Source organism: Nocardioides sp. NPDC127514, from assembly GCF_040302125.1.
Classification (GTDB): Bacteria; Actinomycetota; Actinomycetes; order Propionibacteriales; family Nocardioidaceae; genus Nocardioides.
Genome location: NZ_JBEORF010000002.1, coordinates 214,953 through 239,395, shown reverse-complemented (window position 1 = coordinate 239,395; position 24,443 = coordinate 214,953). Strand labels below are relative to the sequence as shown.

Annotated in this window: 24 protein-coding genes; 1 reads left to right on the top strand and 23 read right to left on the bottom strand. The window is 70.7% G+C overall.

Translation table 11 applies throughout. The features are described 5' to 3' along the window. Window positions 1-19: 19 nt before the first annotated feature. From ABTX24_RS02605 to ABTX24_RS02495, 23 genes are all read right to left on the bottom strand, one after another. Window positions 20-880: an enoyl-CoA hydratase/isomerase family protein gene (locus ABTX24_RS02605; RefSeq protein ID WP_160023907.1), complete on the bottom strand. Its 861-nt coding sequence runs from the start codon at window positions 878-880 to the stop codon at window positions 20-22. Continuing rightward, window positions 877-2,238, bottom strand: a complete 1,362-nt coding sequence (locus ABTX24_RS02600; RefSeq protein ID WP_160023908.1) for a Dyp-type peroxidase — start codon at window positions 2,236-2,238, stop codon at window positions 877-879. Before ABTX24_RS02600 ends, ABTX24_RS02605 begins: the two co-directional genes overlap by 4 nt. A 1-nt stretch (window position 2,239) precedes the next feature. Next, window positions 2,240-3,382 carry a DUF4331 family protein gene (locus tag ABTX24_RS02595; protein ID WP_350837238.1) on the bottom strand — a complete coding sequence of 381 codons (1,143 nt, stop codon included), beginning with the start codon at window positions 3,380-3,382 and terminating at the stop codon, window positions 2,240-2,242. 30 nt (window positions 3,383-3,412) lie between these two features. Beyond that, window positions 3,413-3,958: a hypothetical protein gene (locus tag ABTX24_RS02590; protein WP_160023910.1), complete on the bottom strand. Its 546-nt coding sequence runs from the start codon at window positions 3,956-3,958 to the stop codon at window positions 3,413-3,415. A gap of 150 nt (window positions 3,959-4,108) precedes the next feature. Then, entirely contained in the window at window positions 4,109-6,748 is a 2,640-nt protein-coding gene (locus ABTX24_RS02585) for a winged helix-turn-helix domain-containing protein (RefSeq protein ID WP_350837236.1), read from the bottom strand. A 142-nt stretch (window positions 6,749-6,890) separates the two neighbouring features. Beyond that, a complete protein-coding gene (locus tag ABTX24_RS02580) occupies window positions 6,891-7,421 on the bottom strand; it encodes a hypothetical protein (protein ID WP_350837234.1) in 531 nt (176 codons plus the stop codon). After that, window positions 7,418-7,645, bottom strand: a complete 228-nt coding sequence (locus ABTX24_RS02575) for a hypothetical protein (protein ID WP_350837232.1) — start codon at window positions 7,643-7,645, stop codon at window positions 7,418-7,420. The genes ABTX24_RS02580 and ABTX24_RS02575 overlap by 4 nt, the downstream gene beginning before the upstream one ends. Next, window positions 7,642-7,920 carry a DUF8691 family protein gene (locus ABTX24_RS02570; RefSeq protein WP_160023914.1) on the bottom strand — a complete coding sequence of 93 codons (279 nt, stop codon included), beginning with the start codon at window positions 7,918-7,920 and terminating at the stop codon, window positions 7,642-7,644. Before ABTX24_RS02570 ends, ABTX24_RS02575 begins: the two co-directional genes overlap by 4 nt. 99 nt (window positions 7,921-8,019) lie before the next feature. Further along, a complete protein-coding gene (locus ABTX24_RS02565) occupies window positions 8,020-8,811 on the bottom strand; it encodes an adenylate cyclase (RefSeq protein ID WP_160023915.1) in 792 nt (263 codons plus the stop codon). 71 nt (window positions 8,812-8,882) lie between these two features. After that, entirely contained in the window at window positions 8,883-9,260 is a 378-nt protein-coding gene (locus ABTX24_RS02560) for an SHOCT domain-containing protein (protein ID WP_350716846.1), read from the bottom strand. Between the two features lie 105 nt (window positions 9,261-9,365). Further along, window positions 9,366-10,838 carry an aspartate ammonia-lyase gene (gene aspA, locus ABTX24_RS02555; protein WP_350837230.1) on the bottom strand — a complete coding sequence of 491 codons (1,473 nt, stop codon included), beginning with the start codon at window positions 10,836-10,838 and terminating at the stop codon, window positions 9,366-9,368. Further along, entirely contained in the window at window positions 10,835-11,839 is a 1,005-nt protein-coding gene (locus ABTX24_RS02550) for an asparaginase (RefSeq protein ID WP_350837228.1), read from the bottom strand. Before ABTX24_RS02550 ends, aspA begins: the two co-directional genes overlap by 4 nt. Beyond that, the gene (locus tag ABTX24_RS02545; RefSeq protein ID WP_350837226.1) at window positions 11,839-13,266 is read right to left on the bottom strand and encodes an amino acid permease; all 1,428 of its coding nucleotides are present in this window, start codon (window positions 13,264-13,266) and stop codon (window positions 11,839-11,841) included. Before ABTX24_RS02545 ends, ABTX24_RS02550 begins: the two co-directional genes overlap by 1 nt. After that, on the bottom strand, window positions 13,263-13,985 hold the full coding sequence (locus tag ABTX24_RS02540) for a FadR/GntR family transcriptional regulator (RefSeq protein ID WP_160023919.1): 723 nt from the start codon (window positions 13,983-13,985) through the stop codon (window positions 13,263-13,265). Before ABTX24_RS02540 ends, ABTX24_RS02545 begins: the two co-directional genes overlap by 4 nt. Window positions 13,986-14,039: 54 nt before the next feature. Continuing rightward, the gene (locus ABTX24_RS02535; RefSeq protein ID WP_160023920.1) at window positions 14,040-15,125 is read right to left on the bottom strand and encodes an MSMEG_0565 family glycosyltransferase; all 1,086 of its coding nucleotides are present in this window, start codon (window positions 15,123-15,125) and stop codon (window positions 14,040-14,042) included. Then, window positions 15,122-15,976, bottom strand: coding sequence for a carbon-nitrogen hydrolase family protein (locus ABTX24_RS02530; RefSeq protein WP_350837224.1), 855 nt, complete (start codon window positions 15,974-15,976; stop codon window positions 15,122-15,124). The genes ABTX24_RS02535 and ABTX24_RS02530 overlap by 4 nt, the downstream gene beginning before the upstream one ends. A 42-nt stretch (window positions 15,977-16,018) precedes the next feature. Then, window positions 16,019-17,338: an MSMEG_0569 family flavin-dependent oxidoreductase gene (locus tag ABTX24_RS02525; RefSeq protein WP_350837222.1), complete on the bottom strand. Its 1,320-nt coding sequence runs from the start codon at window positions 17,336-17,338 to the stop codon at window positions 16,019-16,021. Beyond that, window positions 17,335-17,652: an MSMEG_0570 family nitrogen starvation response protein gene (locus ABTX24_RS02520; protein ID WP_160023923.1), complete on the bottom strand. Its 318-nt coding sequence runs from the start codon at window positions 17,650-17,652 to the stop codon at window positions 17,335-17,337. Before ABTX24_RS02520 ends, ABTX24_RS02525 begins: the two co-directional genes overlap by 4 nt. After that, window positions 17,645-18,556, bottom strand: a complete 912-nt coding sequence (locus tag ABTX24_RS02515) for a carbon-nitrogen hydrolase family protein (protein WP_350837220.1) — start codon at window positions 18,554-18,556, stop codon at window positions 17,645-17,647. The genes ABTX24_RS02520 and ABTX24_RS02515 overlap by 8 nt, the downstream gene beginning before the upstream one ends. Then, the gene (locus tag ABTX24_RS02510) at window positions 18,553-19,977 is read right to left on the bottom strand and encodes an MSMEG_0567/sll0787 family protein (protein ID WP_350837218.1); all 1,425 of its coding nucleotides are present in this window, start codon (window positions 19,975-19,977) and stop codon (window positions 18,553-18,555) included. Before ABTX24_RS02510 ends, ABTX24_RS02515 begins: the two co-directional genes overlap by 4 nt. Further along, window positions 19,974-21,053, bottom strand: coding sequence for an MSMEG_0568 family radical SAM protein (locus ABTX24_RS02505; protein WP_350837216.1), 1,080 nt, complete (start codon window positions 21,051-21,053; stop codon window positions 19,974-19,976). The genes ABTX24_RS02510 and ABTX24_RS02505 overlap by 4 nt, the downstream gene beginning before the upstream one ends. Window positions 21,054-21,063: 10 nt before the next feature. Further along, entirely contained in the window at window positions 21,064-21,600 is a 537-nt protein-coding gene (locus tag ABTX24_RS02500) for an MSMEG_0572/Sll0783 family nitrogen starvation response protein (protein WP_201451036.1), read from the bottom strand. A gap of 91 nt (window positions 21,601-21,691) precedes the next feature. After that, window positions 21,692-22,516, bottom strand: a complete 825-nt coding sequence (locus ABTX24_RS02495) for an amidohydrolase family protein (RefSeq protein WP_350837214.1) — start codon at window positions 22,514-22,516, stop codon at window positions 21,692-21,694. Between the two features lie 138 nt (window positions 22,517-22,654). Here ABTX24_RS02495 and ABTX24_RS02490 point away from each other — a divergent pair, with 138 nt between their 5' ends. Further along, on the top strand, window positions 22,655-24,427 hold the full coding sequence (locus ABTX24_RS02490) for a SulP family inorganic anion transporter (protein WP_350837212.1): 1,773 nt from the start codon (window positions 22,655-22,657) through the stop codon (window positions 24,425-24,427). The last annotated feature ends 16 nt before the right edge of the window (window positions 24,428-24,443 follow it).

Sequence of the window (24,443 nt, the reverse complement as noted above, 5' to 3'; positions counted from 1 at the left end):
CTTGGGGCGGGTGACGGGGTCAGAAGTCGGAGTCGGCGAAGGTGGGTTCGCGGCCGTCGTTGAAGGCGCCGATGCCCTCCACACGGTCGGGGTGGACCGCGGAGCGCCAGTGGGCGTCCATCATGATCGCGATGGCCTCCTCGATCGGCTGGCCCTCCCCCAGGTGTACGGCCCGCTTCACCGCCTGGACCGCGGTCGGCGAGTTGCCGGCGATCTTCTCCGCGATCCGCAGTGCCGCTGACGCGAGGTCGCCGGGTTCGTGCAGCTCGTTGACCATGCCCAGCCGGTACGCCTCCGCCGACGCGATCGGGTCGCCGGTCATCAGCATCTGCAGCGCCTTGCCGCGCGGCAGCAGGCGAGGCAGCAGCGCCGGCGAGCCGCCTCCTGCCGCCAGGCCGAGCATCGCCTCGGGCTGACCGAACGTCGCGGCGGTCGAGGCGATGATGAAGTCGGTGCTCTGCGCCAGCTCGCAACCGCCGCCGTACGCGATGCCGTTGACGGCGGCGAAGATCGGCTTGCGCAGCTGGCGCACGGTGTACAGGGTTCGGTCGAAGGCCTGGCGCTGGCGCAGCCAGTCCTCCTTGGTCATCGCCTTGCGCTGCCGCAGGTCGCTACCGACCGAGAACGCCCGCTCTCCGGCACCCGTCAGGATGACGACCCGTACGCCGGTGCGCACCGCGATCTCCTCGACGGCTTCCGTCAGCCGGGCGCCCATCTCGGTCGAGATCGCATTGTCGGCATGAGGGCGGTTGAGCGTGACCCGGGCGACCGCGCCGTCGGACAGGTAGTCGAGGAGGACCGAGGGTTCGGTCTCCTCCACGTCGGGGGCCGGTGGGGCGAAGTCGAGTGCTTCCCAGCGGTCGGTGCTCGAGGTGCTCATCTGTTTCCTCTCGGAGTGGCCGGGTCGTCGGGTTCCAGGTCGGCGAGCCAGCGCAGCGCGCTCAGGCTCGGGGCGAAGCAGTACTCGCCGCCGCGGGTGACCACGAACGGCGGCAGGTCCTGGAGCCGGCGCCGGATCGGTCGTTGCGGGATCGTGAACGTCCCGGCCTCGCCGTGAGGGCCGACGAGCGGGTCCGCCTCGAGCGGGGCGCCGATGAAGATCCCGTCGTTGAGCCATTGGGTCTTCACGAACTCGAACTGCCGTTTCAGGTGCGCACCCGCGAACACGAACATGATGCCGCGCTCGGCCCCGTCGTCCTCGAGCACGCCGTCGGGCAGGGCCGGGCCGTAGCTGGTGCCGCGTCGGATCATCCGGTGCAGCCGTACGTCGACACTGCCCTCGTGGTCCAGGGCATCGCGAGGGTTGGCGCGACGCGCATGCGCACCGACCGGGCACTTGAAGCCGCGCGGGTCGTCGCCGTAGGCGAAGTCGTTGTTGCGGGACGGGTCGCTCCCGAGCTCGGGGTCGTCGCGCTCGGGCGCAAGAGCGAGCGGCGCGCCGCTCTGCCAGCGGCCGACCATCTTGGCGCCGAGAAGGTCCTCCTCCGCGCGCGACGCCGCACGCGCACGCAGATAGGCCCGGTACGCCGCCACCTTGGTGTGCAGCTTGCGGAACACGACGTACGTGCCGTTGCGGCCCAACACCTCGGGCGACGGCATCGGAGCGACCTCGCCCGTCTCGTCGGGGTAGCCGAGGATGATCTCCCCGGCCTTGAGCGGGGGCTCGCGGGAGTCGGTCGCCGGTCGGCCGCTTCCTTCGACAGCCGGTTGACCGATGCCGTCCTTGAACCCGAACGACGTCCGTCCCGTCGCCAGCTGGTAGCAGTCCTGGCGCCAGATGACCTCGACCCCGGACAGGTCGGCATGAGCTCGGCCGGCCCTGTCAGCAACAGCCCGGAGCCGGCCCTCGTCCGGAGAGAGCACGGAGATCGCGACGTGGACGTCGGCGCTGCCCAGGGGCTTCTCCCAATGCTCGGGACTGCTCTCGCCGACGTCACCCAGGATCTCGGCCCGAGCCGCCATGCCCTGCCGGAACTCGGGGGCGAAGCTGTCGAGAGACGCTTGCGGCACACCGAGCGCCTTCAGCCCCTGGTAGGTGAACGCGACCGTCAGCGAGGTCTCGCCCTCCTCGCCGGCCTCGCCGTCGGCGGTGAGGAGCCGATGCATCCGCCGGACCAGCTCACGGCCGTCCCGGCGATCGCGGATGCTGAGCAGCAGGTAGACACCCACGTACGGCGAAGGGCGCTCGAACAGCGCACCGGACTGGATGTCGTCGAGCTCGAGGGTCACGTCGTCCATGTCAGTGATGCTCCGGAGGTTCAGGCGGGTCCGGGTTGGCCGCGACCAGATACGGGAACGTCGTGGTGGCCGGTCGGCTGGCGGAGTCGACGCCGTCACGGATCGTGGGGCCGTGACCTGCGTTGACGAGCTGGGTGAAGAGCGCGTCCATCACGTCGTCGTTCAGGGCCCGGCCTCCGCAGGACTGGTGCGGCTCACCACGCCGGGCGGCGAGCTCGATCTCCAGGAAGGACCCGTGCTCGGCGTACGGGAAGGCGGGGTCGACGACCAGATAGTCGGCGAGGACGAGGTCGGTGAGCGGGTGGCTCCCGTCCTCTCCGAGCGGCCAGTCCCGCTTGCCGTCGAGGCAGTCCCAGAACGCGAGGTTGGCGTCCAGGCGTGCCCGGAACGCACCGTAGTACGACTCGCCGAGGTGGAAGGCGTCCTCCATGTTGTAGAGGTCGCGGATCTCCAGATCCCGGTTGACCTGGTCGAAGTCCTTCGGGGCCAGCATCATGTTCTTCACCTCGGGCCGGCCGACCCGTTCGATGCGGACGTTGAACTCGCCCCGAGTCAGGGTCTCGGCGACCACCCCCAGCATCCCGCCCGGCAGGAGATCCGCGTCGATCTCGACAACGATGCTCAGCACGTTCTTACCGTCCAGGAAGATCGACCCGTCCTCGGTGAACGCGAGATTCCGCGTCGCGATCGTGGCCAGTGCGGCGCGGGCGTCCATGATGAACGGGTCCCAGCGCGCCCCGGCGAAGACACGTACTCCCCCGCTGGCGCCGCCGGGCTCGTCGTCGACGCGGAAGGTGACCTTCTCTCCGCCCGGAGCCACGCAGCTGCCGTGCTGCTCGTGGCCCGGCCGACCGGTGGCCGGGTCCGACACGTGCTCCGGTGGGTCGAAGACGCAGTCGATGACCACCTCGTCGCCGCCCGGGACGAACACTCCGCTGGTCGAGCCGGCCGGAGCGCTCAGCGGCCGCAGCCGGAAACGGTAGAGCAACCCCGCCGAGAACAGGTCGGTGGGTTTCGCCATCGGCAGGGTGTTCATCACCAGAACGAGGCGACCCGGCGAGTCAGGGCTCGGGAACGCGTAGAAGTCGGTGATGTCCGCGATCGGATCGGCCAGGGCGCGCGGCCCGGAGATGTGGTCAGACACTGCTGCTCCTCGCCTCGCCCGCTCGCGCGGCTAGTCGCCGGCCTCGTCGAGCAGGGGCTGCATCGCTGGGTGCTCGAGGATCTCGCCGGCCTGCGGGTGGTCGAGGACCTGCTGGAAGGCGCTGTTCACGCGCTGCGCCTTGCGGATCTCCTTGACCGTGCCGCCGTAGTTGCGGGCGTACGCCGCGGCGCTCTGCTCGGCTCCCAGGACGAACGAGCGCACGGCCGCCAGGTCCGGCAGTCCGTCGTACCCCTCGACGTGGCTGAAGATCACGTCGAAGAGGGCCAGCGTCGGGCCCGAGGTGAAGAAGTCCTCCATGTAGGCGTCCCACGGACCGTCGAAGCTGGTGATGAACGCCAGCCGGGTGTCGTCGTCGAACAGCACGAATCGTGCCTCGTGGATGGTCTGGATCGCCATCCCGTAGTCGCCCGGCCGGTAGCCAGGGGTGTCCTGGAGCGTCGACAGCGCACTGCGTAGGGACGCCGCCTCACCGGGTCTGACTCGGAAGAACAGGCTGAACTCGCTCGTCGGTCCGACGCTCAGCCCCGGCTGCGGGGCGACGTCCGATGTGGTCACGGGGGTACCTCCGGGTTCTCCTGACTCGCCCACAGCACACCGGACGACCCAGGTATCGAGCTGGACACTCCAGCTCTCCGACGGTAAAGCGACGTCCGCGCCACTCACCTCATCCGCTACGGATGACCCGGACAGGCTGCGACCGGTCGCTCACTGCGGCAGCAGGTGCAGCTCGCGAGCCCGCCTGACCGCAGCGTTGCGGCGGGTGACTCCCAGCTTCCGAAGGATGTTGCGTACGTGGGTGCGAATCGTGTTGACGGAGATGTACATGACGCCTGCGATCTCCTCGGTGGTGAGCAGATTCGCCAGGTGACCCAGCACCTCCTGCTCCTTCTCCGTGAGCTCTTCGATCACGGGCGCGGAAGGGCCCGACGAGACGGAGGTCGGTGCCGACTTCTTGACGGACAACCTGCGTGCCGGCTCCGTCGAGATCTCGAAGAGCCACTCGTGCTCCGTGCTCAGCTGCTTGTCCCGCAGGAGCAGCTGTCGCACCACAGCGGGCGCCTCGTGGAACGGGCGTCGCACTCGTTCGCGCGAGGCCAGCGTGAGGGCCCGGTCGAGCGCGGCGCGTGCGCGCACCGACGCTCCGTCGCGGAGCCGGTGCGCGCACTCCGCCAGCCATCCGGAGACCTGGATCGGCGTGGCAGCCCGCTTGGACAGGACCGTCGACATCGCGGCGTCGGCGGCGTCCGGATCCCCCAGCTGCAGGTGCGCGAGCCCGACCACGAGGGCCGCCTCCGGCTCGTCGTCGAGGTCCTCGACCTCAACCGCGGCCGCCGGCTCACCAGCGGCGACCCGGACGTGGGCGAGCTCGATGCGTAGCTGCTCACCTAGCCAGCCACGCTCGTCCATGAAACCTGCGGCAGCCTGCTCCAGGCCGCTGAGTGCGCCCAGCCGGTCACCATGCGCCACCTGGAGCCGCGCCCTGACCATCGCCAGGAAGGCGTGCGGGACCGGATCCCGCAGCGGCAGGTCCATCCGCTCGACCGAGTGAACGTGCTCCGTTGCCGCGCGCAGGTCGTACCGCTCCATCTCCACCCAGCCCAGTGCGACCCGGGCCGCAGCCGACCGCTCTCCTGCGTTGACACCGCCGCGCTCGGCGGCAGCGATCGCCCGAGCCCCGAGCCTCGCCGCCCTGGAGAGCTTGCCCCGGCAGCAGGCGATGACCGCCTGGTAGCCCAGGCACTCCACCTGCACGGCCTCGGATCCGGCGGCCGCGGCTGCCGCGACGCCGGACTTGAACATCGCGTCGGCCGCGGCCAGCCTTCCCTGACGGAGGGCCGCGATGCCCTTGCTAAGCACGACGAGAGCGTCCAGCTCGGGATGGGGGTTGACCTTCGGGCCGCGGTCCGGCGCCTCCAGCGCCTCCTCGGCCGCGGTGGCGAGCGACATCGCTTGGATCGGGTCCTCCGACGTCTGCGCGCAGACGGCTTCCAGCACCCGGACCGCGACGTCGGTGGCCCAGGGATGGGAACCTGATCCCTCACCCGACTCTGACTTCACCTGAGCCAGCTCGTCGGTGAAACCGGTCGTGTCGCCGGCTCCCAGCGCGAGGGTCGCTCTCACGACGGTGGCGGCGGGGTCTTCGAGCTCGGACGGCATCAACCGCAACGACCGGGTCAAGCCGGCTGTGCCGTCGTCGAGCAGGAGCTGGCCGACCGCCAGGTCGTCGACCACCTCTGCGGCCGCCTCTTCCCAGGCCTCGATCGCCACGAAGTGAGTGACGGACGCGGTGACCTGACCGTCGCGGGAGTACCACTCGGCCGCCGTCCGCTGCAGGCGCTTCATCTCGTCGGGCGACTCATAGGCGAGGATGGCGCGGAGGAGGTCCCGGAAGAGCGGGTTGTAGCGGTAGCACCCAGCATGACCGGGCACCGGCTCGATCAGCACGTTGTCACGGGTCAGGAAGGTCAACGTACGTTCGGCCGCCGGACCGCCGAGCGCCTCGGCCAGTCCCGGCTGGATCGTGTCGGGAACGCTTGTCGCCAGCAGCAGGGCCCGTACGTCCGGGCTCTGGGCGGCCAGCACCTCGCCGACCAGGTACTCCGCGATGTTCCCGGTGTCGCCGACGATCTCTGCGACGGCGTCATCCGGATCCGGCCGCATCCGCAGGAGCTGTGTGCCGAACCGCAGCCCGGCCGCCCATCCCTTCGTCCGGAGGTTGAGCGCGTGCACCGAGTCCGGCGTCAGGGTCAGTCCCGCCCGCTGGGCCAGCTCACCGGCTTCCTCGTCGGTGAAGGCGAGGTCCGCCATCCGTACCTCGACGACCGTGTCATCGAGCCGGTATCGGTACAGCGGAAGCACCGGATCGGCCCGCGTCGCCATCACCAGGCGGAGACGATCGCGGGCATGTCGCAACAGGAAGTCCAGATCGTCCGCCACGTCCGCAGTGAGCAGGTCGTATCCGTCCACCACGACGGTCAGCCGGGCCGGATGGGCACAGACGGCCTCCGCGACCGCCCGGCGAACCTGGCGGTCGAGCGGGCAATCCTCCCCGCGGACCGTATCGGGTGAGACCGCTACACCCAGGCTCTCGAGGCACCCGATGAGACCGGGCCAGAACGCGGCATCCGCCCCGTCGAAGGTGATCCACGCCGTGCGATCCTGCTCACCGCCTGCCGCGACCCAGTCCGCCACCAAGGCCGTCTTCCCGGTTCCGGCGGGCGCGCTGACCAGCACCAGCGAGCAGGCGTCACTGCGATCGAGAATCTGTAGGAGGCGGGATCGCCTGACGTACGCCGAGGGAATCGTCGGGATGCCGAACCAGCCATCGCCAGGGTGAGGACCCATCGCGTCGACGTGCCTCCTAGATCGAACCAGTGCGCAGAGCGCCCAACGGATTGAACAGGGGGAACGTCAGTCCCGAGGAGTTCTTTACGTTAGTACGACGTCTTGATGCCGTACATAGTCCGTATGCGTCAGGTCACGTGGGTCAGTGCAGCAGGACCTTCATCCAGGTCAGCCCCAGGCCGAGCAGCCCACACGCCCCAGACGCGACCAAGGCCCGAGCCCACGAGCGGCCCGTCCGACGAAGCCAGAACAGCGGGACCAGAACCAGGAGCACGACGCCGGACCACATGGACCAGGCGATGGCCCGTGCGTCCTCGAGCCACCCGATCGCGCCGAGGAACAGGATGAGCAGCGGGACGAAGACACCCTCGATGATTCCGAACTCGTGGCGCACTCCCGCGATGAGGACACTGCGCCACGGCGCGACCTCCGAACCCGATTCGGCCAGCATCGAGGCGTACACGTGCACGGTCCAGATCACCACGCTGGAGACCACGGCGAAGGCGAAGACCCGGCCGGCTGAGTCATCGAAGTGTGAGGCTCCGACGATGATGGCGATCACCGAGACGAGACCGTAGACGGCACCGGCGACCGCGCGAGGCCCACGGCCGAGCCGCTGATCCTCGCTCGGGTGCGGCTCGCGGACCGCGCGACCGACATCCTCACTGTTCATCGGAGCCCAGCCACACGGATACTCTCCACCTTCAGCCCCTCCGCGTCCAGCATGCCCACGAGGTCGGCCATGCCCAGACCCGCGCCGGCAGTGGCTCGGAAGACGGTGCACGGCTGCTGCTCCACCGCATCCGGTTGCAACGCACAGCGGAGCACCGGACCCAGCTCGCCTTCGACGGTCAGCTCGAACACGACCTCTGCGTCGGGCAGCCGCGCCTCGTTCATGCGTCGTCTCCGTCCGGCTCCTCGTCCGTCGTCCCGGCGATGAGCCGGCGGACCTCCACGACCTCGAGACCGAAGGTCCGAAGTCTCGCGAGGAGCCCGTGGAGCTCGGCCTGGTCGCGACACCGGCAGATCAACACGGTTCTCGTCTCTCGCGACGAGGTCTCGACATCGACGAGCTGCACCAGGACCTGCTGCGGGACCATTCCGGCGACCCGTATCTCGAAGGCCTGGCCATCGGCGGCAGCGGCTACCGGCTCCCGCGGGTTCTGATCCATGGTCTCAACTCGACTTCCACGCTCGGTGCCCTGGCCGCTACAGCTGAAACCAGCCTGATGCCGAAGCAGCGACGAGGCGTCGTCCGTGGTGGATGAGGATCACGAACCCGCCGGGGCGGCTACCCGGGCCAGCTCGCCTGCGAAGTACGCGAGCGCTGTTGTGGTCTTGGTCTGCTGGTCGCCCGAGATCTCCAGTCCGCGCTTGACCAGGAATGCCTTGAGCTCCGCGGCGACCTGGAACGCGTTCACGGGCGCGCACCTGGAGGAGAGCTCGAGGATTCTCGAGCCGTCCGGGTAGAGCCACAGCTCGGCGACCAGCCGGCCGGCGTACTCCTCCGGCCTCAGCTTCTGCTTCAGGACGGTGATCGGGCCGAGGCACACCAGATCATCGAGCTCGAGCTCCGAGAGGGCGTTGGCCCGGAAGAAGCTCTGCTGCTCCTTCGTGTAGACCTTGTGGATCGCGCGCGTGCCCGCGGCGACCTCCTTGACGTCGGTCCGGCCGAAGGTCGCCTTCATCGAGGCCGAGCAGACGAAGCCCCCTGGCATCGCATCGACCTCGACGGTCAGGCTCTTGGACTTGCGCGCCGTCGCGACCTCTGTCGGGTTGACGGGCCGCACCTTCACGACGGAGTCGTCGTTCCGTCCCTGGATCCGGCGCGCGCGGACGACGACCCCGCGTCGGTTGAGTGCCAGGTCCGCGGTGTCGAAGAAGTACACCTGCCGGATCTGGGCATCCAGGGGATCCAGCCCCAGGGACGCCACCGCCAGAGGTCGTTCGGCGTTCGGCACGGTCATCTTGAGTTCGACGCTGTCGGCCTGCTTGGTCAGGTCGAGCAGCTCACCGAGCTGTTCGGCGGAGAGCAGTCCCGGTGGCTGGGTGCTTGTGGACATGGTCGATCACGTTTCCAGGCCGAGCCGGCCGGGGCATCACCCCGGCCGGACGACTGGACAGCAGGTGCGGGTCAGGGCGCCATGGCCTTCGCCTTGAGGGCGGCGAACTCCTCCGGTGTGATCGTCCCGGCATCGAGCAGCTGCTGGGCCTTGGCGATCTCCTCTGCGGGAGACGAGCCGGCGACCGAGCGGATGTAGTCGTCCTGCGCCGCCCGGACCTCTTGGTACGCCTGGCCCTGACGCTCCGCCATCCCCTTACCCCGGACGATCAGGTAGATCACGGCGATGAGGAAGGGCAGGAAGACGAGACCGATCATCCAGACGGCCTTCATTCCACCGGAGACCGATTTGTCCCGGAAGAGGTCGGTGACGATGTTGAACAGGATCATCAGGTACGCCACGAAGGCGAAGGACACGATGATGAACCAGATGATGTCCCAGAAGCTCATGTGAGAAGTTCTCCTTCATTCGGGATGAGGCAGAGAATGCTGGCCAGCACCCGAGGTCAGCTCAGCAGCATGGATTCATCGTTGGCCCTCCAGCCGGTGATCCCTTCACCCGCAACGGGTGATCGTTGACTCCATTCGGCCTGTGGGAACCGCCCTGTCCGGCACCGGGCGCTCCTCGGCGGTGCCGGGGTGCGCGAGGTGCTCGGGCCGAAGCAGATGGGCGAGCCGTTCGGGTGAGATCAGGCCATGCTCGAGGATCAGCTCGGCGACGCCACGGCCGCTGCTGAGCGCCTCACGGGCGATCTCGGTCGCAGCGACGTACCCGATCTCGGGGTTGAGCGCGGTGACGAGCCCGATGGAGCGCTCGACCTGGGCGCGGGTCAGATCGCTGTTGACCGTGATGCCCCGGACGCAGCGTTCGGCGAGCACGCGGCAGGCGGCAGCCAGGTGGGTGATGCTGCCGACCAATGAGTGCAGGATGACCGGCTCGAACGCGTTGAGCTGGAGCTGGCCCGCCTCCGCGGCCATGGTGACGGTGACGTCGTTGCCGATGACCTCGAACGCGACCTGGTTGACGACCTCCGGGATGACCGGGTTCACCTTGCCCGGCATGATCGAGGAGCCGGCCTGGACCGGCGGCAGGTTGATCTCACCGAGCCCGGCTCGCGGCCCGGAGGAGAGCAGTCGTAGGTCGTTGCAGGTCTTGGACACCTTGACCGCGACCCGCTTGAGCACGCCGGAGAGATGGACGAACGCCCCGCAGTCCTGGGTCGCCTCGATCAGGTCCGGTGCGGTGACCAGCGGCAGACCGGTGATCTCGACCAGGTGACGACGGGCGATCTCGGCATATCCCGCGGGCGCGTTGAGTCCGGTGCCGATCGCCGTCGCGCCCAGGTTGATCTCGTGCAGAAGCGTGACGGCCTCCTGCAGCCGCAGGCGGTCCTCCCCCAGCATCACCGCGTAGGTGCGGAACTCCTGGCCGACGGTCATCGGCACGGCGTCCTGGAGCTGCGTACGTCCCATCTTGAGGATGCCGCTGAACTCCTCGGCCTTTGCGGCGAAGGCGTCCTCGAGGACGCGCATGGCGTCGGCCAGGGCGCCGACCGCGACGATGGTCGCGATGTTGACGGCGGTGGGATAGGCGTCGTTGGTCGACTGGCTGAGGTTGACGTGCTCGTTGGGGTGGAGCTGGTCGTAGCTGCCCTTGTCGTGACCGAGCAGCTCGAGGGCACGGTTGGCGATGACCTCGTTGGCGTTCATGTTGGTCGAGGTGCCGGCGCCGCCCTGGATGACGTCGACGACGAACTGGTCGTGCAGCGCGCCGGTGCGGATCTCCCGGCACGCGGACGCGATCGCTCCGGCGCGCTCCTCGTCGAGGAGGCCGAGCTCGAGGTTGGCGAGCGCGGCGGCCTCTTTGACGGCGCTGAGCGCGTTCACCAGGTGCGGATAGGTGCCGATCGTGGTGCCGGTGATGGGGAAGTTGGCACGGGCTCGGGCGGTGTGAACGCCCCAGTACGCCTCTACGGGGACGTCGCGGTCGCCGAGCAGGTCGTGCTCGCGGCGGGTCGGTCGGGTCATGGCATCTCCGTCGGATAGGTGCGGGTCGGGGTGAGCGCTGCGGCGGGGCGCAGGCCGGTGGGCGCGAACGGGGCGAGTACGTCGGTGGCGACGCCGCCCTCGGCGAGCAGCGCGAGCAGCGCGGGCAGGCGGGCCCGGTCGGCACCGTCGGCGACCTTGAGCGCGAGGCTGGTGCCGTCGGGCAGGGCGGCGATCTGGACCGCCTCGAACCCGTCCTTGGCCAGCAGCCCGGGAACTGCCTGCATCAGGGTGGTGACGTCACGGCGGGCGCCGGCGACCATCTCGGGGTGGCGCCGCATCGCCGCGGCGACCCGGTGCTCGGCGCTGCCCCCGGGGGCGAGCATGAGGCGCTGGGCAGCGCGGGCGAGGCCGTGCAGCGAGATCCCGAAGAGCGGGGTGCCGCAGCCGTCCGCGGTGACCGTCGCGACCCGTTGCCCGGTGAGGTCCTCGACGGTGGCGCGGACGGCGGCCTGCAGCGGGTGTGCGGGATCGAGGTAACGATCGTGCGCCCAGCCCGCGACCGCGCAGGTCGCGACCATCGCGGCGTGCTTGCCCGAGCAGTTGTGGGCGAGCCGGCTCCGCTGCCCGTCGGCACGCAGCCAGCTCTCCCGCTCGACCGGGTCGTACGGCAGGTCCGGCGGGTTCTGTAAGGCGTCCTCACCGAGGCCGGCGGAGGCCAGCAACCGGCGCGCACCGGCCAGGTGGACCGCCTCGCCGGAGTGGCTGGCCGCGGCGAGCGCGAGCAGATCGTCGCTGACGTCGAGCCCGGCGCGTACCATCGCCACCGCCTGCATCGGCTTGGCCGCCGACCGCGGGTAGAACGCCGCCTCGATGTCGCCGACCGCCAGGCGTACCCGACCGTCAGGATCGAGGAGCACGGCCGAGCCGTGGTGGAGGCCCTCGACCATCTCGCCGCGCCAGACCTCGACCAGCGGCTCGTGGGCCGGCACCCGCATCGGAGCCGCGTCGGCGATCGGTCTGACCAGGTGGGGCAGGCTCATCACACCTCCATCTCGGAGGTGTCGATGCGGTCGCGAACGAGGAACCAGCCGCCGACCAGCAGCACCAGCAGCACCGGCATCGCGAGCAGGGTGATCCGGCCGACGTGGTCGAAGAACATCAGGATCAGGACCAGCGCGAGGAACCCCAGCGCGATGAACTGCGGCAGCGGCGACCGCGGCACCCGGAAGGCCGGACGCTCGACCTCGCCGGCGCGGCTGCGGCGTACGAAGATCGTGTGGCTGATCAGGATGATCGCCCAGGTCGCGATGATGCCGACCGAGGCCAGATTGAGGACGATCTCGAACGCCTGGGCCGGCACGACGTAGTTGAGCCCGACACCGAGGACGCAGACGGCAGCCGTCAGCAGGATGCCGCCGTAGGGCACCTTGTGCCGGTTCATCGCCGCGGCGAAGCGGGGGGCGGTGCCGGCGGCGGCGAGCGAGCGCAGGATCCGGCCGGTGGAGTAGAGCCCGGAGTTGAGGCTCGACATCGCGGCGGTGAGGACCACCAGGTTCATCACGTCACCCGCTCCGGGCACGCCGACCCGGGACAGCACGGTCACGAACGGGCTCTCGTCGGCAGAGTAGGCCGACCAGGGCAGCAGCATCGCGAGCAGGACGACGGAGCCGACGTAGAAGATGCCGATGCGCCAGATGATCGTGTTGATGGCCCGGGGCATGACGCGGCGCGGGTCCTCGGTCTCGCCGGCGGCGACGCCGACCAGCTCGATGGAGGCGTAGGCGAAGATGACGCCCTGGATGACCAGGACCATCGGGAGCACCCCGGCGGGGAACATCCCACCGTGGTCGGTGATCAGCTGTGGTCCGGGGGTGGTGCCGTCGATGGGGTGGCGGGTCACGATGAGGAAGATCGCGATCGCCATGAAGACCACCAGCGTGGCCACCTTGATGAGCGCGAACCAGAACTCCATCTCGCCGAACAGGCGGACCGAGAGCAGGTTGAGGGTCAGCACGATCACCAGTGCCCCGAGGGCCAGCACCCATTGCGGGACCGGCGCGAAGAACGACCAGTAGTGGGCGTAGAGGGCGATCGCGGTGATGTCGGCGATGCCGGTGGTCGACCAGTTCAGGAAGTACATCCAACCAGCGGTGTAGGCGCCCTTCTCGCCGAGGAACTCGCGGGCGTAGGAGACGAAGGCACCCGAGGACGGGCGGTAGAGGATCAGCTCACCGAGGCAGCGCACGACGATGAACGCGACGAGGCCGCACGCGGCGTACGCGATCGCCAGGGACGGCCCGGCAGTGGCCAGGCGCCCACCGGCGCCGAGGAACAGGCCGGTGCCGATGGCGCCGCCGATCGCGATCATCGTGATGTGGCGCGGCGTCAGCGACTTGCCGTAGCCGTCGTCGCCGGCGTCGGTGATCTGTGGTGGGGCTTCGGCGCCGGTGGAGGATGGCAGTGTCATCGGGCGGAGTTCCTGTCGGTGGTGGGGTCACGGACGATGTCTCCGAGCGCGCCGTCGACGTGCTCGAGATGGGCGCGCATCGCAGCCTCGGCAGTGTCCGAGGATCCGGAGGCGATGGCGTCGACGATCAGACGGTGCTCGGCGTCGGAGGCCGTACGCCGCGTCTCGTCGAGCTTGTTGAGCAGGGCGGACTGGGTGGCGAGGGCCTCGCGGATCTCCTCGATCACCTTGCCGAAGACCGGGTTGGCCGACGCGCGGGCGATCGCGATGTGGAACAGGGAGTCGAGCGCGACCCAGACCGCGCCGTCCTCCTCGCGCTCCATCCGTTCGAGCAGGCTGCGCATCTCGTCGAGGTCGTCACCGCTGTGCCGAGCCGCGGCGTACCCGGCGGCCGGCACTTCGACGTGTCGACGTGCCTCCACCAGGTCGCGTGCGGAGTAGCTGCCGAATGTCGGGTTGTCGGCGGCACGGTCGGAGACCACGAACGTGCCCCGCCCCGTCTGCGACTCCGTCATGCCGAGCGCCTGCAACGCCCGCAGCGCCTCGCGGACGACCGGGCGGCTGACCCCCAGGTCGCGGACCAGGGTCGCCTCGGAAGGCAGCCGGGTGCCGACGGGGAAGGTGCCGGACTCGATCTCCGAGCGCAGCTCGGCGAGGACGAGCTCCATCGCGTTCGCGCGCCGAATCGGTTTGACTGTTTGCCTGTCTGACAGGTTCATGGCAGTGAGTGTGATGGGCGTCACCGGCCACTGTCAACCCGGCGCTCAGGAATCTCAGACGCGGCTGTAGAACTCGCGGTGGGCGCGGGCGGCGCGGTCCCAGGTGTAGCCGGCGGCGAGGTCCCGTCCGCCGGTCGGGCCCGGCCGCGTGTCCAGGATCTTGCCCAGCGCGAGGGAGATCTCTGCCGGCGTCGTGGCGTAGGCGACGGTCTCGCCGAAGACCTCGCGCAGCACGGGCAGGTCGCGGGCGACGACGGGTACACCCGCGGCCAGGGCCTCCAGGGCCGCGAGGCCGAAGCCTTCCTTGGTGGACACCATCGCGAGGGCGCCGGCCTCGGCGACCAGCGATGGGAGCTCGTCCTCCTCGAGCACCCCGGTGATCACGACGGGCACGTCCAGCTCGCGAGCCCGAGCGTCGAACGCCGCCCGGTAGTCGCGGTAGTCGAAGAGGGTCTCCCCGCCACCGAAGACCAGCGTCAGATCGGAGTGTCTGGGGTCGGAGGCGCGCAGCGCGGCGTACGCCTCGAGCAGGTCGAGCGATCCCTTGCGCGGCTCGATCCCGCCGAGGGCGAGAACGTAGCGACCCAGCCGCGCCCGCCAGGCCTCCCGCCCGCCGGCGTCGGCGGCTCCGGCCGCGAACCGGGCGGCATCGACGCCGTTGGGGATGACCGTCGGAGTGAACCCCCATCCGGCGGCGACCTCGTCCGCGACCGACTGCGAGACGCAGATCCGGGCGTACGGCTCGACGACGGCCTTCTCGTGGCAGGCCGCGAGCTGCGGGGTGGTGAAGTGGTCGAGGTGGTGGATGGTGCGGATGCAGGGCAGGGCGGCGTTGGTGCTGATGCAGTCCTGGGCGTGCACGATGTCGTAGCGGTCCCGCTGCTGCGCGAAGGCGGCTCGCAGCACGCCGATGGAACGTACGATCCGCTCCCCCACCGACTCGTCGTCACGGGCCTCGAAGGGCACCGCATGCACCGTGACGGCGGGGTCGACCGGCCGGAAGAACGCGGTGTCGCCGTGGCGGCCGAGGGTCCAGACATGGACGTCTTCACCGAGTGCTGCCAGTGCCTCGGCCAGCGCCAGAGTGTGCACGACCCCGCCGCGGGGCCGGGTGGAGTAGGTCAGCAGCGCGATCCTCATCGCGAGGTTCCCGGGAACGTGTACGCCGTCGGGGTCAGCTCCTTGAGGTGATGCAGGACCCGCCGGGACCGGGCGATCTCCGCCTCGACGTCGATCTCCGCGACGGCCAGGCCGCCCTTGGAGGTCGTCCGGGCCAGGATCTCGCCGCCGGGACCGACCACCTTGGCCTGTCCCAGGAACCGCAGCCCGCCCATGACGCCGGTCTGGTTGGACGAGACCCAGACGACCTGGTTCTCGGCGGCCCGGGCCTGGTCGTAGAGGTCGAAGAGCCGCGACTGGCGGTCCTGCGGGAGCCGCGAGGCGCGGTCGGTGACCGAGGCCGGCCAGGCCGAGAGGCAGGCGATCACCGAGGCGCCGTCCAGGGCGAGGGTGCGGGCAGCCTCCGGGAAGGTCTTGTCGTAGTCGATGAGCATCCCGAGCCTCCCGACGGGGGTGTCGAAAGCCGCGAACCCCTCCCCCGCCGCGTAGACCAGCGACTCGCCGGCAGGTTGGTGCACCTTGCGGTGGCGCCCGAGCACGCCGTCACCGCTGAGACAGATGGCGGAGTTGTAGAGCCGCGCGTGGCCGTCGACGACGACCTCCTCGGCGTACCCGAGACAGACCACCATCTCGCCGGCCATCGCGATCATCCGGCCGATCTCGAAGGAGTCCTCGTTCAGCGCCGGCGGCAACGCGTGCGGGTCGGGGTGACGCAGGTCGGAGAGGTAGCCGCCGAGGGTCGCGTCGGGCAGCACCAGAAGGCGTACGCCGTTGCGCCGGGCGTCCTCGACGATCCCCTCGAGCTTGGCGACCGCGCGCGGCAGATCGCGTCCGAAGTGGGCCGCGACCGCCCCGATGCGTACCTTCGACATGCTCCTCAACCTATCCGTCCTTGATGCTGGGTGGGCGGTGCCTCAGGCGACCGCCGCCGAGGTGTCCAGCGGGCCGGGTGAGCGGCGCCGGGCCAGCTCGGCGGCGGGCTCGACGGTCCGAAGGCCCTTGCCGGTGATGGTGCCCGCGATGTGCTCCGCGTCGGCGGCGATGCCGAGGTAGCGCCCCGAGCCCCAGGTGTGCAGCCAGGGCAGGCCGAGGAAGGAGAGCCCGGGGACCGCGGTGACGCCTCGGGTGTGGGTCGGTCGCCCGGTGCCGTCGAAGACACCGACCCGGACCCATCGGTAGTCGGGCCGGTAGCCGATCGCCCAGATCACCGTCGAGACGCCGGCCGCGGCGAGGTCGAGGGCGGTGGGATCCGCCTCCGGCTCCCAGACCGGGCGATAGGGCTCTGCGGGTGGGACGTCGAGGTCGCGGGAGGCGATGTAGGCGTCGATGTCGCGGCAGATCGAACGGTAGACGTCGTCGGCGGAGCCGAGTGCCTCCCGCAGCGTCGGCTCGAGCACGAGGTCGGTCCCGGCCCCGGAGGCGAGCCGGCCGTAGAGCCGCATGCCCTCGGCCGCGAACTGGCGCAGGTCGATGTCGCGTCCGCCGTCACGGCCGGTGACGTAGTGGTTGGTCTTCTCCCGTGCGGCCAGGCCGCCCGGGTAGCTCGTGACCGGGGTGTCGTAGAGCCCCATCTCGGCCAGCCAGGTCATGCAGTCGCGGCCGCGGTGAAACCGGGCGACCCGGGGCGCGTCGCCGATCGCGAGATGCACCTGGCCGCCCTCCAGGTGCAGGTCCTCGGCGATCTGCGCACCGGACTGGCCCGAGCCGACCACCAGCACCGCGCCCGGGCGGAGCCGCGAGGCGGACTTGTAGTCGGCCGAGTGCAGCTGGTCGATGGCGGGGTCGAGCGCAGGCGCCCAGGCCGGGATGACCGGTACGTGGTAGCCGCCGGTCGCGACCACGACGTGCTCGACCTCCCAGGCCTCGGCGCCGTCCGGGCCTTCGGCCTCGACCAGGAAGCCGCCTCCCGCGCGCTGGGTCAGCGACGTCACCCGGGTGTGCTCGCGCAGCGGCGGGCCGAAGGTCGGCGCGTAGCCGGCGAGCCACCTCACCACCTCGTCGCGGGTCATGAAGCCGTCCGGGTCGGGCCCGGCGTACTCGTAGCCGGGTAGGCGGCAGTGCCAGTTGGGCGTGACCAGGGTGAAGTTGTCCCAGCGGGTGTCGGCCCACTCGTGCCCGGCGGTGCCTGCCTCGAGGACCACATGGTCCACGCCGTCACGGACGAGGAACCAGCTCGCGGCCAGGCCGGCCTGACCGCCCCCGACGATCGCGACAGTGGCACGGTGCGTGGTCATCGGGACTCCTGCGGGTTCGGTGCGACGGGAAGAGGCGGGTGCATGGCGAGGACGGTGACGCGCTGGCCGAACTCGTACGCGGCGGCGGAGGCCCGCAGCTGATCGGAGGTCGCCATCGCGCTGGTGCACGCGAAGCCGAATTTCACCCGGACCCGCTCGGAGGCGGTGGCCAGGGCGGTGAGGCTCCGGTCGAGGAAGTCCTCGACCGCGTACGTCCCGCCGACCGTCAGGTGGTCGTGCACCACCAACGAGGGTGAGTAGCAGTCCTCGACCCGCCCGTCGGGCCACCGCACGGTGAAGGTCATCTCAGGCATGTCCCTCACCCACCGGGGAGAGCGGCTCGGCGGTCGCCAGCGTGGAGGGATACGCCTCGGGCCGGCGGTCGCGGAGGTGGAACATCGCCCGGCGCGCCGTCGCCAGTGCGCTGGGCACGTCGAGCTCGGCCACCGCCATGCCGGCCTCGACGCCGGTGGTCGCCAGGATGTCGCCACCCGGCCCGACCACCTTCGCGTTGGCGACGAAGCGGAGCTTGCCGAAGGTCCCGTGCTGGTTGGAGGCGAGCCAGACCACCTGGTTCTCGAGCGCGCGGGCGGCGTCGAAGAGGTTGAACCGCTTCGTCCACCGGTCGTCCTCGATCGAGGCGCTGGTGGCGGTGCGTGAGGCCGGCCAGGCCGAGATGCAGGCGATCACCTCGGCGCCGTCGACGGCCAGCGCCCGCGCCCCCTCGGGGAACGCCTTGTCGTAGCAGATCATGGTGCCGATCCGGCCGGCCGGTGTGTCCACGCAGCCGAACCCGTCCCCGGCGGCGTAGTAGAGGTTCTCGCCGAGCGGCTGGTGCACCTTGCGGTGGGCGCCCAGCACGCCGTCGCCGGTGACGACGGCGGCGGTGTTGTAGCGGTCGGCGCCGTCGGACTCGCACAGGCCGACGACCACGGTCATGTCACCGGCCAGCGCGGCGACCCGCGCGAGCTCCGGTCCGTCGATGTCCATGACGGGAGGAAGGTCCTCGGGCGTCTCGTCGTGGCTGCCGTCGCGGCCCGCCCCGAGCACGGAGAGGTAGCCGCCGAGGCAGGCCTCGGGGAGGGCGAGCAGACCGACGCCGGCCTGTCGGGCTTCCTCGATGAGGCTGCCGATCTGGGCGAGGTTCTCGTCCACGTCCCGGCCGAAGCCGGCGCAGACGGCGGCCACGGCGCTGCCGGGTTGGGTGCGGGTGGTCATGTCGCTGGTCCTAGTCCGGTGACGGTGTGGTCGATGGCGTCGGTGACGGTGCCGTCGGGCCAGCGCAGGCCGACGCCTGTGCCGGGGACGAGCTCGCCGCAGACGGCGGAGGAGACGAAGCCGGGCAGCTCGGGCCGCACCTCGGTGCGGCCGGGCGCCTCCGCGGTGAGCATCGCGAAGCCCGGGAAGCAGGTGAGCCAGTCCGCGGTCGAGGCGGTGGACGGGGTGGGGACGGTGGCGACGTCGATGATCGCGCGGCAGCCGCTGGCCTCGGCCAGCATCCCCGCGGTGCCGACCATCCCGGCCATGCTGACGTCCTTGGCCGCTGTCGCGGCCAGCGAGGGCACGAGACCGGACAGCGCCCGCAGCTCGGCCGAGGTGCGGTGCGAGGACGAGTCCCACTGACGGCCGCGGTAGCCGGGCCGCCATCCTCCGCCCAGGTCCGCGCTCAGCCTGAGGAGATCACCGGGCGCTCCCCCACCGCCCGGGACCGGCCGCTCGGCGCGTCCCAAGGCGGTCACCGAGAGCGCGGCCGGGACGCCGAGCTGGGTGTGCCCGCCGAGGACCGGTACGCCCCACGCCTGCGCGGCCTCGGCCAGACCGCGCACGATCCGGCGGGCGAAGGACGCGTCGCGGGCTCCGATGGCGTCGAGCAGCCCGACCGGCGCCGCGCCCATCGCGGAGAGGTCGTTGACGTTGACGAGGACCGCGCACCATCCGGCCCACTCCGGGTCGCGTTCGACCATCGCGGGAAGGATCGCGTCGCAGGCCGCGACCAGGTCGCTGCCCGGGACCGGAGCCCCGTCGTCACCCCGGAATCCGGGCGTCGAGTGACCCACCAGGGCACCGACCAGGTCGCCCAGCGGCGCCTTGGTGGCCTCGGAGAGCTGCTGGATGCGCCGGACCGGCCACTCCATCACGACATGGGTCATGTCGTGGAGATGGACTCGCTCGCGCGGGATCCAGCCGAGCCTGCGGAACAGCGCCTCGTTCCGGGACTGGACGGTGGCCTCGAAGCGGAGCGCACCCGCCTGTTCGGCCGCGGCGCAGGCCGCCCGGACGAGCGCGGCACCGACGCCGAGAAGCTGGCGCGCGTCCTGCTTGACCGCCAGCCGGCTCCCCCGCCACCAGCCCACATCACGAGGCTGGGCCGGGTGACGGGCCGGATGGAGACGTACGCCGCCCAGGATCTCACCGTCGTCCGAGCGGGCGAGCAGCACGATCCGGCGGGGGTCGTCGTCGACGTCGTCGACGTCGGAGCCCGCGAAGAGGCCCTGCTCGGTGACGAAGACCTCCCGGCGAAGCCGGAGGTACGCCTCCAGGTCGCCCGCGGTCTCGGCCCGGAACACGGTGTAGCCCTCCAGGCTCGGCGAGCGGCGTACGGCACCGGTGAGGATGACGTCGTCGAGGAGCTCCGTCATGCCGACTCCTCGCCACAGGCACCGAGCGCCGAGCAGGCGCCGCACGAGGCGCAGCCGGCGGCCTGGTCGGCGCCGGCCATGCCGGCCCGGCGCAGGAGCGCGGCGACCCGCGAGGTCACCCGGTAGACGTCGGCGTGCGGCGGCGCCTCCACGCCGTCGACGACCTTCGCGAGCGTGCCCGCCAGCGGGCGGTACGGCACGACGAAGGGATAGACGCCCATCGCGATGAGCTCCTCGCAGCCGGCGACGAGCTCGTCGGGATCCTCGCCGAGACCGACCAGGAGGTAGGTCGAGACCTGGTTCCAGCCGAACACCCGGACCGCCTCGGCCCAGGCTGCCTGGTATTCGCTCATCGGCACCGCGCCCTTGCCCGGCATCCAGCGCAGCCGGGCCGACTCGTCGAGGGACTCGACGTGGATGCCGATCGAGCGGGCACCGGCGTCGTACAGCTCCTGGATCGAGGCGAGGTCGCCAGGAGGCTCGCACTGCACCTGGATCGGGAGGTCGGGGACCGCCTCGCGCACCGCGCGCACGCAGCGCGCCAGATGGGTCGCCCCACGGTCACGGCCCCGGGACGTCCCGGTGGTCATCACCATCTGAGTGACCCCGTCGAGCTCGACCGCGGCCTTGGCCACCTCGGCGAGCTGGGCAGGCTGCTTGACCGCGATCGTCGAGCCCTGGCGCAGCGACTCCTCGATCGCACAGAACCGGCAGCGCTCCTCCACGTCGTAGCGCGCACAGGTCTGCACGACGGTGGTGGCGAGCACGTTGGCCGAGTGCAGGCGGGCGATCTTGTCGTAGGAGACGCCGTCGGCGGTCACCAGATCGTAGAAGCGGGGCCGGGCGACGGCCTCGACCCCGAGACCGGTGTCGGCGCCGTCGAGGAGCAGCTTGCCGCCGCGTACGGAATAGGGGCTGCGGGGGTTGAGCGGGATGGCCGCGCCGACCCCGTCCAGGAGGACGTGGCCGTCGTCGCTCGGCCCCGCGCCGGAGCGGCGGGCGACGGGGGCGTCGAGCAGGCGGATCCCCTGGATGGCGACGTCGACGCGGGTGCTGGACGAGATCGGCGAGGTCATGGCCGGGCCCTCAGAGGTTGTAGGTCGAGTTGATGATGGCGCCCTTGCGGGCGTAGTGGATCAGTGCGTCCTGGACGTCGAGCGGGTGCGAGGGCACGACGCCCTCGATCAGGTCCTCCTCGCGCAGGCCGTGGAGTCCCATCCCGAAGCGGCAGCAGAAGACGGTGCCGCCCTCCTTGATGAACGTCTCGATGGCGCCGTTGGTGTTGAGCTCTCCGGGGAACCCGGCGTCGCCCATCGTCGGGAAGCCACGGGAGGCCATGCATGCCAGCGTCCCGGGACCGTAGAAGTAGATGGCGGACTCGAAGCCCTTGCGCAGCGCTCGGGTCGCCTGCAGGACGGCGACGAAGCTGACGGAGGACTCGTGCGGGATGCCGTGGACGAGGGTGAAGTAGGTCTCCCCGTCCTCGGCCTGGTAGTCGGGGAAGATCTTGGTCGAGCCGTAGATGTTGGTGCCCGGCTGCTGCGAGGGGTGCGGGATCTCGCCGAGCGACTTGGCCATGTTCTCGGCGATCTGGGCGTCGATGTCAGCGGTGTCAGTGGTCACTGGGGTCTCCATGAGAGGTGGAAGGGGCGATGCGGGTGGTGGGGGCGAGCTCGTCGTCCTTGACGAGTGGCCGGCAGTCGGGCTGCCGGTCTCAGCCGTAGAGGGCTGAGAAGTTGTGGTGGAAGAAGGCGTCGGCGAGCTCGCCGTCACCGGCCGCGGCGGCGAGCCGGGCATGCTCGCCGGCGAAGTCGCCCCAGGGCGCGTCGGTGGCGAAGAGGATGCGGTCGTGCCCGACGCCGCGACGCTCGATCTCCTGGACCAGCCAGGACGGCGCGAAGCCGATCGCCCAACTGGTGTCGGTGTAGACCTGCATCCCGGCCTCGATCCAGTCGAAGAGCCGGCCGCCGATGAGCTTCATATGACCGCTCATCCCGCCGCCCAGATGCACGAGATGGAGACGTACGTCCCGGGCGTAGCGCTCCACGAGCGTGCCGATCTGGTCGACGTCGGAGGCGGCGCCGGGCGAGGTGTGCACGTGGACGGTGAGGTCGTGTGCCCGGGCGGTGGCGAAGACCTTGTCGAGCTGCTCGAGGCACTCCGGGTCGGTGGGATGGCCGCCGAGCAGGAAGCTCGTCTTGAGCGCGGCCACGCCCTCCTCGCCGGCGAGGGCGAGGGCTGCGTCGTTGCGGGCGGAGTCGGTGGCCTTGGGCGAGACCCACAGGCCGCACCGGATCCGGTCGTCGCTCTGGGCCGCCTCGATCGCCAGGGCGTTGAGGTCGAAGGCCGCGTCCGGGTCGGGCACGCCGTAGTTGGGCAGCACCAGCGCCCGCTCGATCCGATCGGCGTCGAGGTCGGCGACCAGCTCCTTCACGGTGCCGCGCGCGGTGACGTCGGCGGTGATCGCCGGGCCTCCGTAGAACGGGTACGCCGGCAGCCGGCCGATGTGGCGGTGGGCGTCGTGGAGGGGCTTGGTCACGGCAACAAGCCTTCGGCCCAGCCGTTTCGGACTGGTTACGCCTGGAATACGGAACCCGTTTCGGTTCGTAAGTTCGAGGTAACCGCCTCACCCGAGTCAGGTGAGGCGGCCGCGCGCCGGTGGCGCTGCGATGGTGCGGTGCTGACCTGGCTGCGCGAGCGGATCACTCTGCCTCGCCACCTCTTCGATCGGCGTACGGCCCGGCGCGATGCCGCTGCCGGCGCCGTGCTCGGCATCGAGTCGGTCCCGGACGGCCTCGCCAGCGGTCTCCTCGCCGGGGTGAACCCGGTCGCGGGGCTCTACGGCTACCTGTTCGGGCTCGCCGGAGGGGCGCTGTTCACCGGGACCGCCGCGATGGCGATCCAGGGCACGGGAGCGATGGCGATCATCGTCGCCGACGTGGACCTCGACGCCTACGACGACCCGGTGCGAGCACTCGCCACCCTCTCGATCCTCACCGGCGTGATCATGATCGTCGCCGGCGCGCTCGGCCTGGGCCGGCTGCTGCGCTTCGTGTCCAAGTCGGTGATGACGGGGTTCATCTCCGCGGTCGGGATCAGCATCGTGCTCGGCCAGCTCGACAACTTCACCGGCTACGACTCCCAGGGAGGCAACCGCGTCACCGCGGCGCTGGATCTGCTCCTGCACCTTCACCGGGTCGACCTCGCGTCTCTGCTGGTCGGCCTGACCACCGTCGCCGGCATCCTCGTCCTGGAGCGCACCCGCCTGGGGGCCACCGGCCTGGTGGTGGCGGTCGCCGCCGGCTCCGCGCTGGCCGCCCTGCTCAACGCGCTGGGCAGCGACACCGTCGCGCTGGTCGCCGACGTCGCCGAGGTCCCCGGCTCGCTGCCTCTTCCGGTGTTCCCCGACCTGTCGGCCACGATCGATCTGCTGCTTCCTGCCGCCGCGCTCGCGTTCGTCGGGCTGGTCCAGGGGGCCGGGGTCTCGGCGGGATTCCCGAACCCGGACGGCACCACCCGTCCCTCGCGCGACTTCATCGGTCAGGGAGCGGGCAACATCGCCTCCGGCCTCTTCCGCGGCGTACCCGTGGGCGGGTCGATGTCGGCCACCTCGCTGGTCGTCGGCGCGGGCGCCCGGAACCGGTTCGCGCTCCTCGCCGCGGCCGCCGTGATGGCCGCCGTCATCGTCCTCTTCGCCGGCGTCGTCGAGCTCGTCGCCATGCCGGCCCTCGCCGGACTGCTGATCGTGGTCGGTGTCAGCACCGTCAAGCCGGCCAAGCTGATCGCGGTCGGCCAGACCGGGCCGGTGCCGCTGACGGTGATGCTGACGACGCTGGTGCTCACCCTGCTGATGCCGTTGCAGTACGCCGTGCTGGTCGGGGTCGGGCTGTCGGTGCTGCTCTTCGTGATCGGCCAGTCCTCGCGCCTGGTGACGCGCCGGCTGGTGATGGGGGCCGACGACCGGGTCATCGAGACCAACCCTCCGAGGAGCCTCGGCGAACGCGAGGTCGTGGTGCTCCAGCCGTACGGGCCGATCTTCTTCGCCACCGCCAGCTCGCTGCGCTCGCAGATGCCCGACCTGACGCCGGCCTCCCGCAGGTCGGTGGTGATCCTGCGGCTGCGCGGCGCGGACGACGCCGGCGCCACGCTGCTGGAGGTGCTGGGGACGTACGCCGCCGGGCTCGGCGAGCTCGGCAGCAGGCTGGTGATCGTCACCGACAACGAACGGCTGGTGCGACAGCTGCAGACCGACGACACCCTCGGCTCGGCAGGCTCCGTCTACCAGGGCACCGCGGTGATCTGGGAGGCCACCCGGGAAGCCTACGAGGATGCCGTCGCCTGGGTGGCCCAGGAGGACGAGGAGCCCAGCGACCAGGAGCGGGCCTCGGCCGGGCGCACCCACCGCGACCCGCACGAGGGCGACTGGCCACCGGACCAGATGGCCCTCTAGACCTCGCTGATCGCAC

Coding starts and splice junctions, on each gene's coding strand:
- ABTX24_RS02605 (WP_160023907.1), bottom strand. CDS start 880: ATGAGCACCTCGAGCACCGACCGCTGGGAAGCACTCGACTTCGCCCCA.
- ABTX24_RS02600 (WP_160023908.1), bottom strand. CDS start 2,238: ATGGACGACGTGACCCTCGAGCTCGACGACATCCAGTCCGGTGCGCTG.
- ABTX24_RS02585 (WP_350837236.1), bottom strand. CDS start 6,748: ATGGGTCCTCACCCTGGCGATGGCTGGTTCGGCATCCCGACGATTCCC.
- ABTX24_RS02580 (WP_350837234.1), bottom strand. CDS start 7,421: ATGAACAGTGAGGATGTCGGTCGCGCGGTCCGCGAGCCGCACCCGAGC.
- ABTX24_RS02575 (WP_350837232.1), bottom strand. CDS start 7,645: ATGAACGAGGCGCGGCTGCCCGACGCAGAGGTCGTGTTCGAGCTGACC.
- ABTX24_RS02570 (WP_160023914.1), bottom strand. CDS start 7,920: ATGGATCAGAACCCGCGGGAGCCGGTAGCCGCTGCCGCCGATGGCCAG.
- ABTX24_RS02565 (WP_160023915.1), bottom strand. CDS start 8,811: ATGTCCACAAGCACCCAGCCACCGGGACTGCTCTCCGCCGAACAGCTC.
- ABTX24_RS02560 (WP_350716846.1), bottom strand. CDS start 9,260: ATGAGCTTCTGGGACATCATCTGGTTCATCATCGTGTCCTTCGCCTTC.
- aspA (WP_350837230.1), bottom strand. CDS start 10,838: ATGACCCGACCGACCCGCCGCGAGCACGACCTGCTCGGCGACCGCGAC.
- ABTX24_RS02550 (WP_350837228.1), bottom strand. CDS start 11,839: ATGAGCCTGCCCCACCTGGTCAGACCGATCGCCGACGCGGCTCCGATG.
- ABTX24_RS02545 (WP_350837226.1), bottom strand. CDS start 13,266: ATGACACTGCCATCCTCCACCGGCGCCGAAGCCCCACCACAGATCACC.
- ABTX24_RS02540 (WP_160023919.1), bottom strand. CDS start 13,985: ATGAACCTGTCAGACAGGCAAACAGTCAAACCGATTCGGCGCGCGAAC.
- ABTX24_RS02535 (WP_160023920.1), bottom strand. CDS start 15,125: ATGAGGATCGCGCTGCTGACCTACTCCACCCGGCCCCGCGGCGGGGTC.
- ABTX24_RS02530 (WP_350837224.1), bottom strand. CDS start 15,976: ATGTCGAAGGTACGCATCGGGGCGGTCGCGGCCCACTTCGGACGCGAT.
- ABTX24_RS02525 (WP_350837222.1), bottom strand. CDS start 17,338: ATGACCACGCACCGTGCCACTGTCGCGATCGTCGGGGGCGGTCAGGCC.
- ABTX24_RS02520 (WP_160023923.1), bottom strand. CDS start 17,652: ATGCCTGAGATGACCTTCACCGTGCGGTGGCCCGACGGGCGGGTCGAG.
- ABTX24_RS02515 (WP_350837220.1), bottom strand. CDS start 18,556: ATGACCACCCGCACCCAACCCGGCAGCGCCGTGGCCGCCGTCTGCGCC.
- ABTX24_RS02510 (WP_350837218.1), bottom strand. CDS start 19,977: ATGACGGAGCTCCTCGACGACGTCATCCTCACCGGTGCCGTACGCCGC.
- ABTX24_RS02505 (WP_350837216.1), bottom strand. CDS start 21,053: ATGACCTCGCCGATCTCGTCCAGCACCCGCGTCGACGTCGCCATCCAG.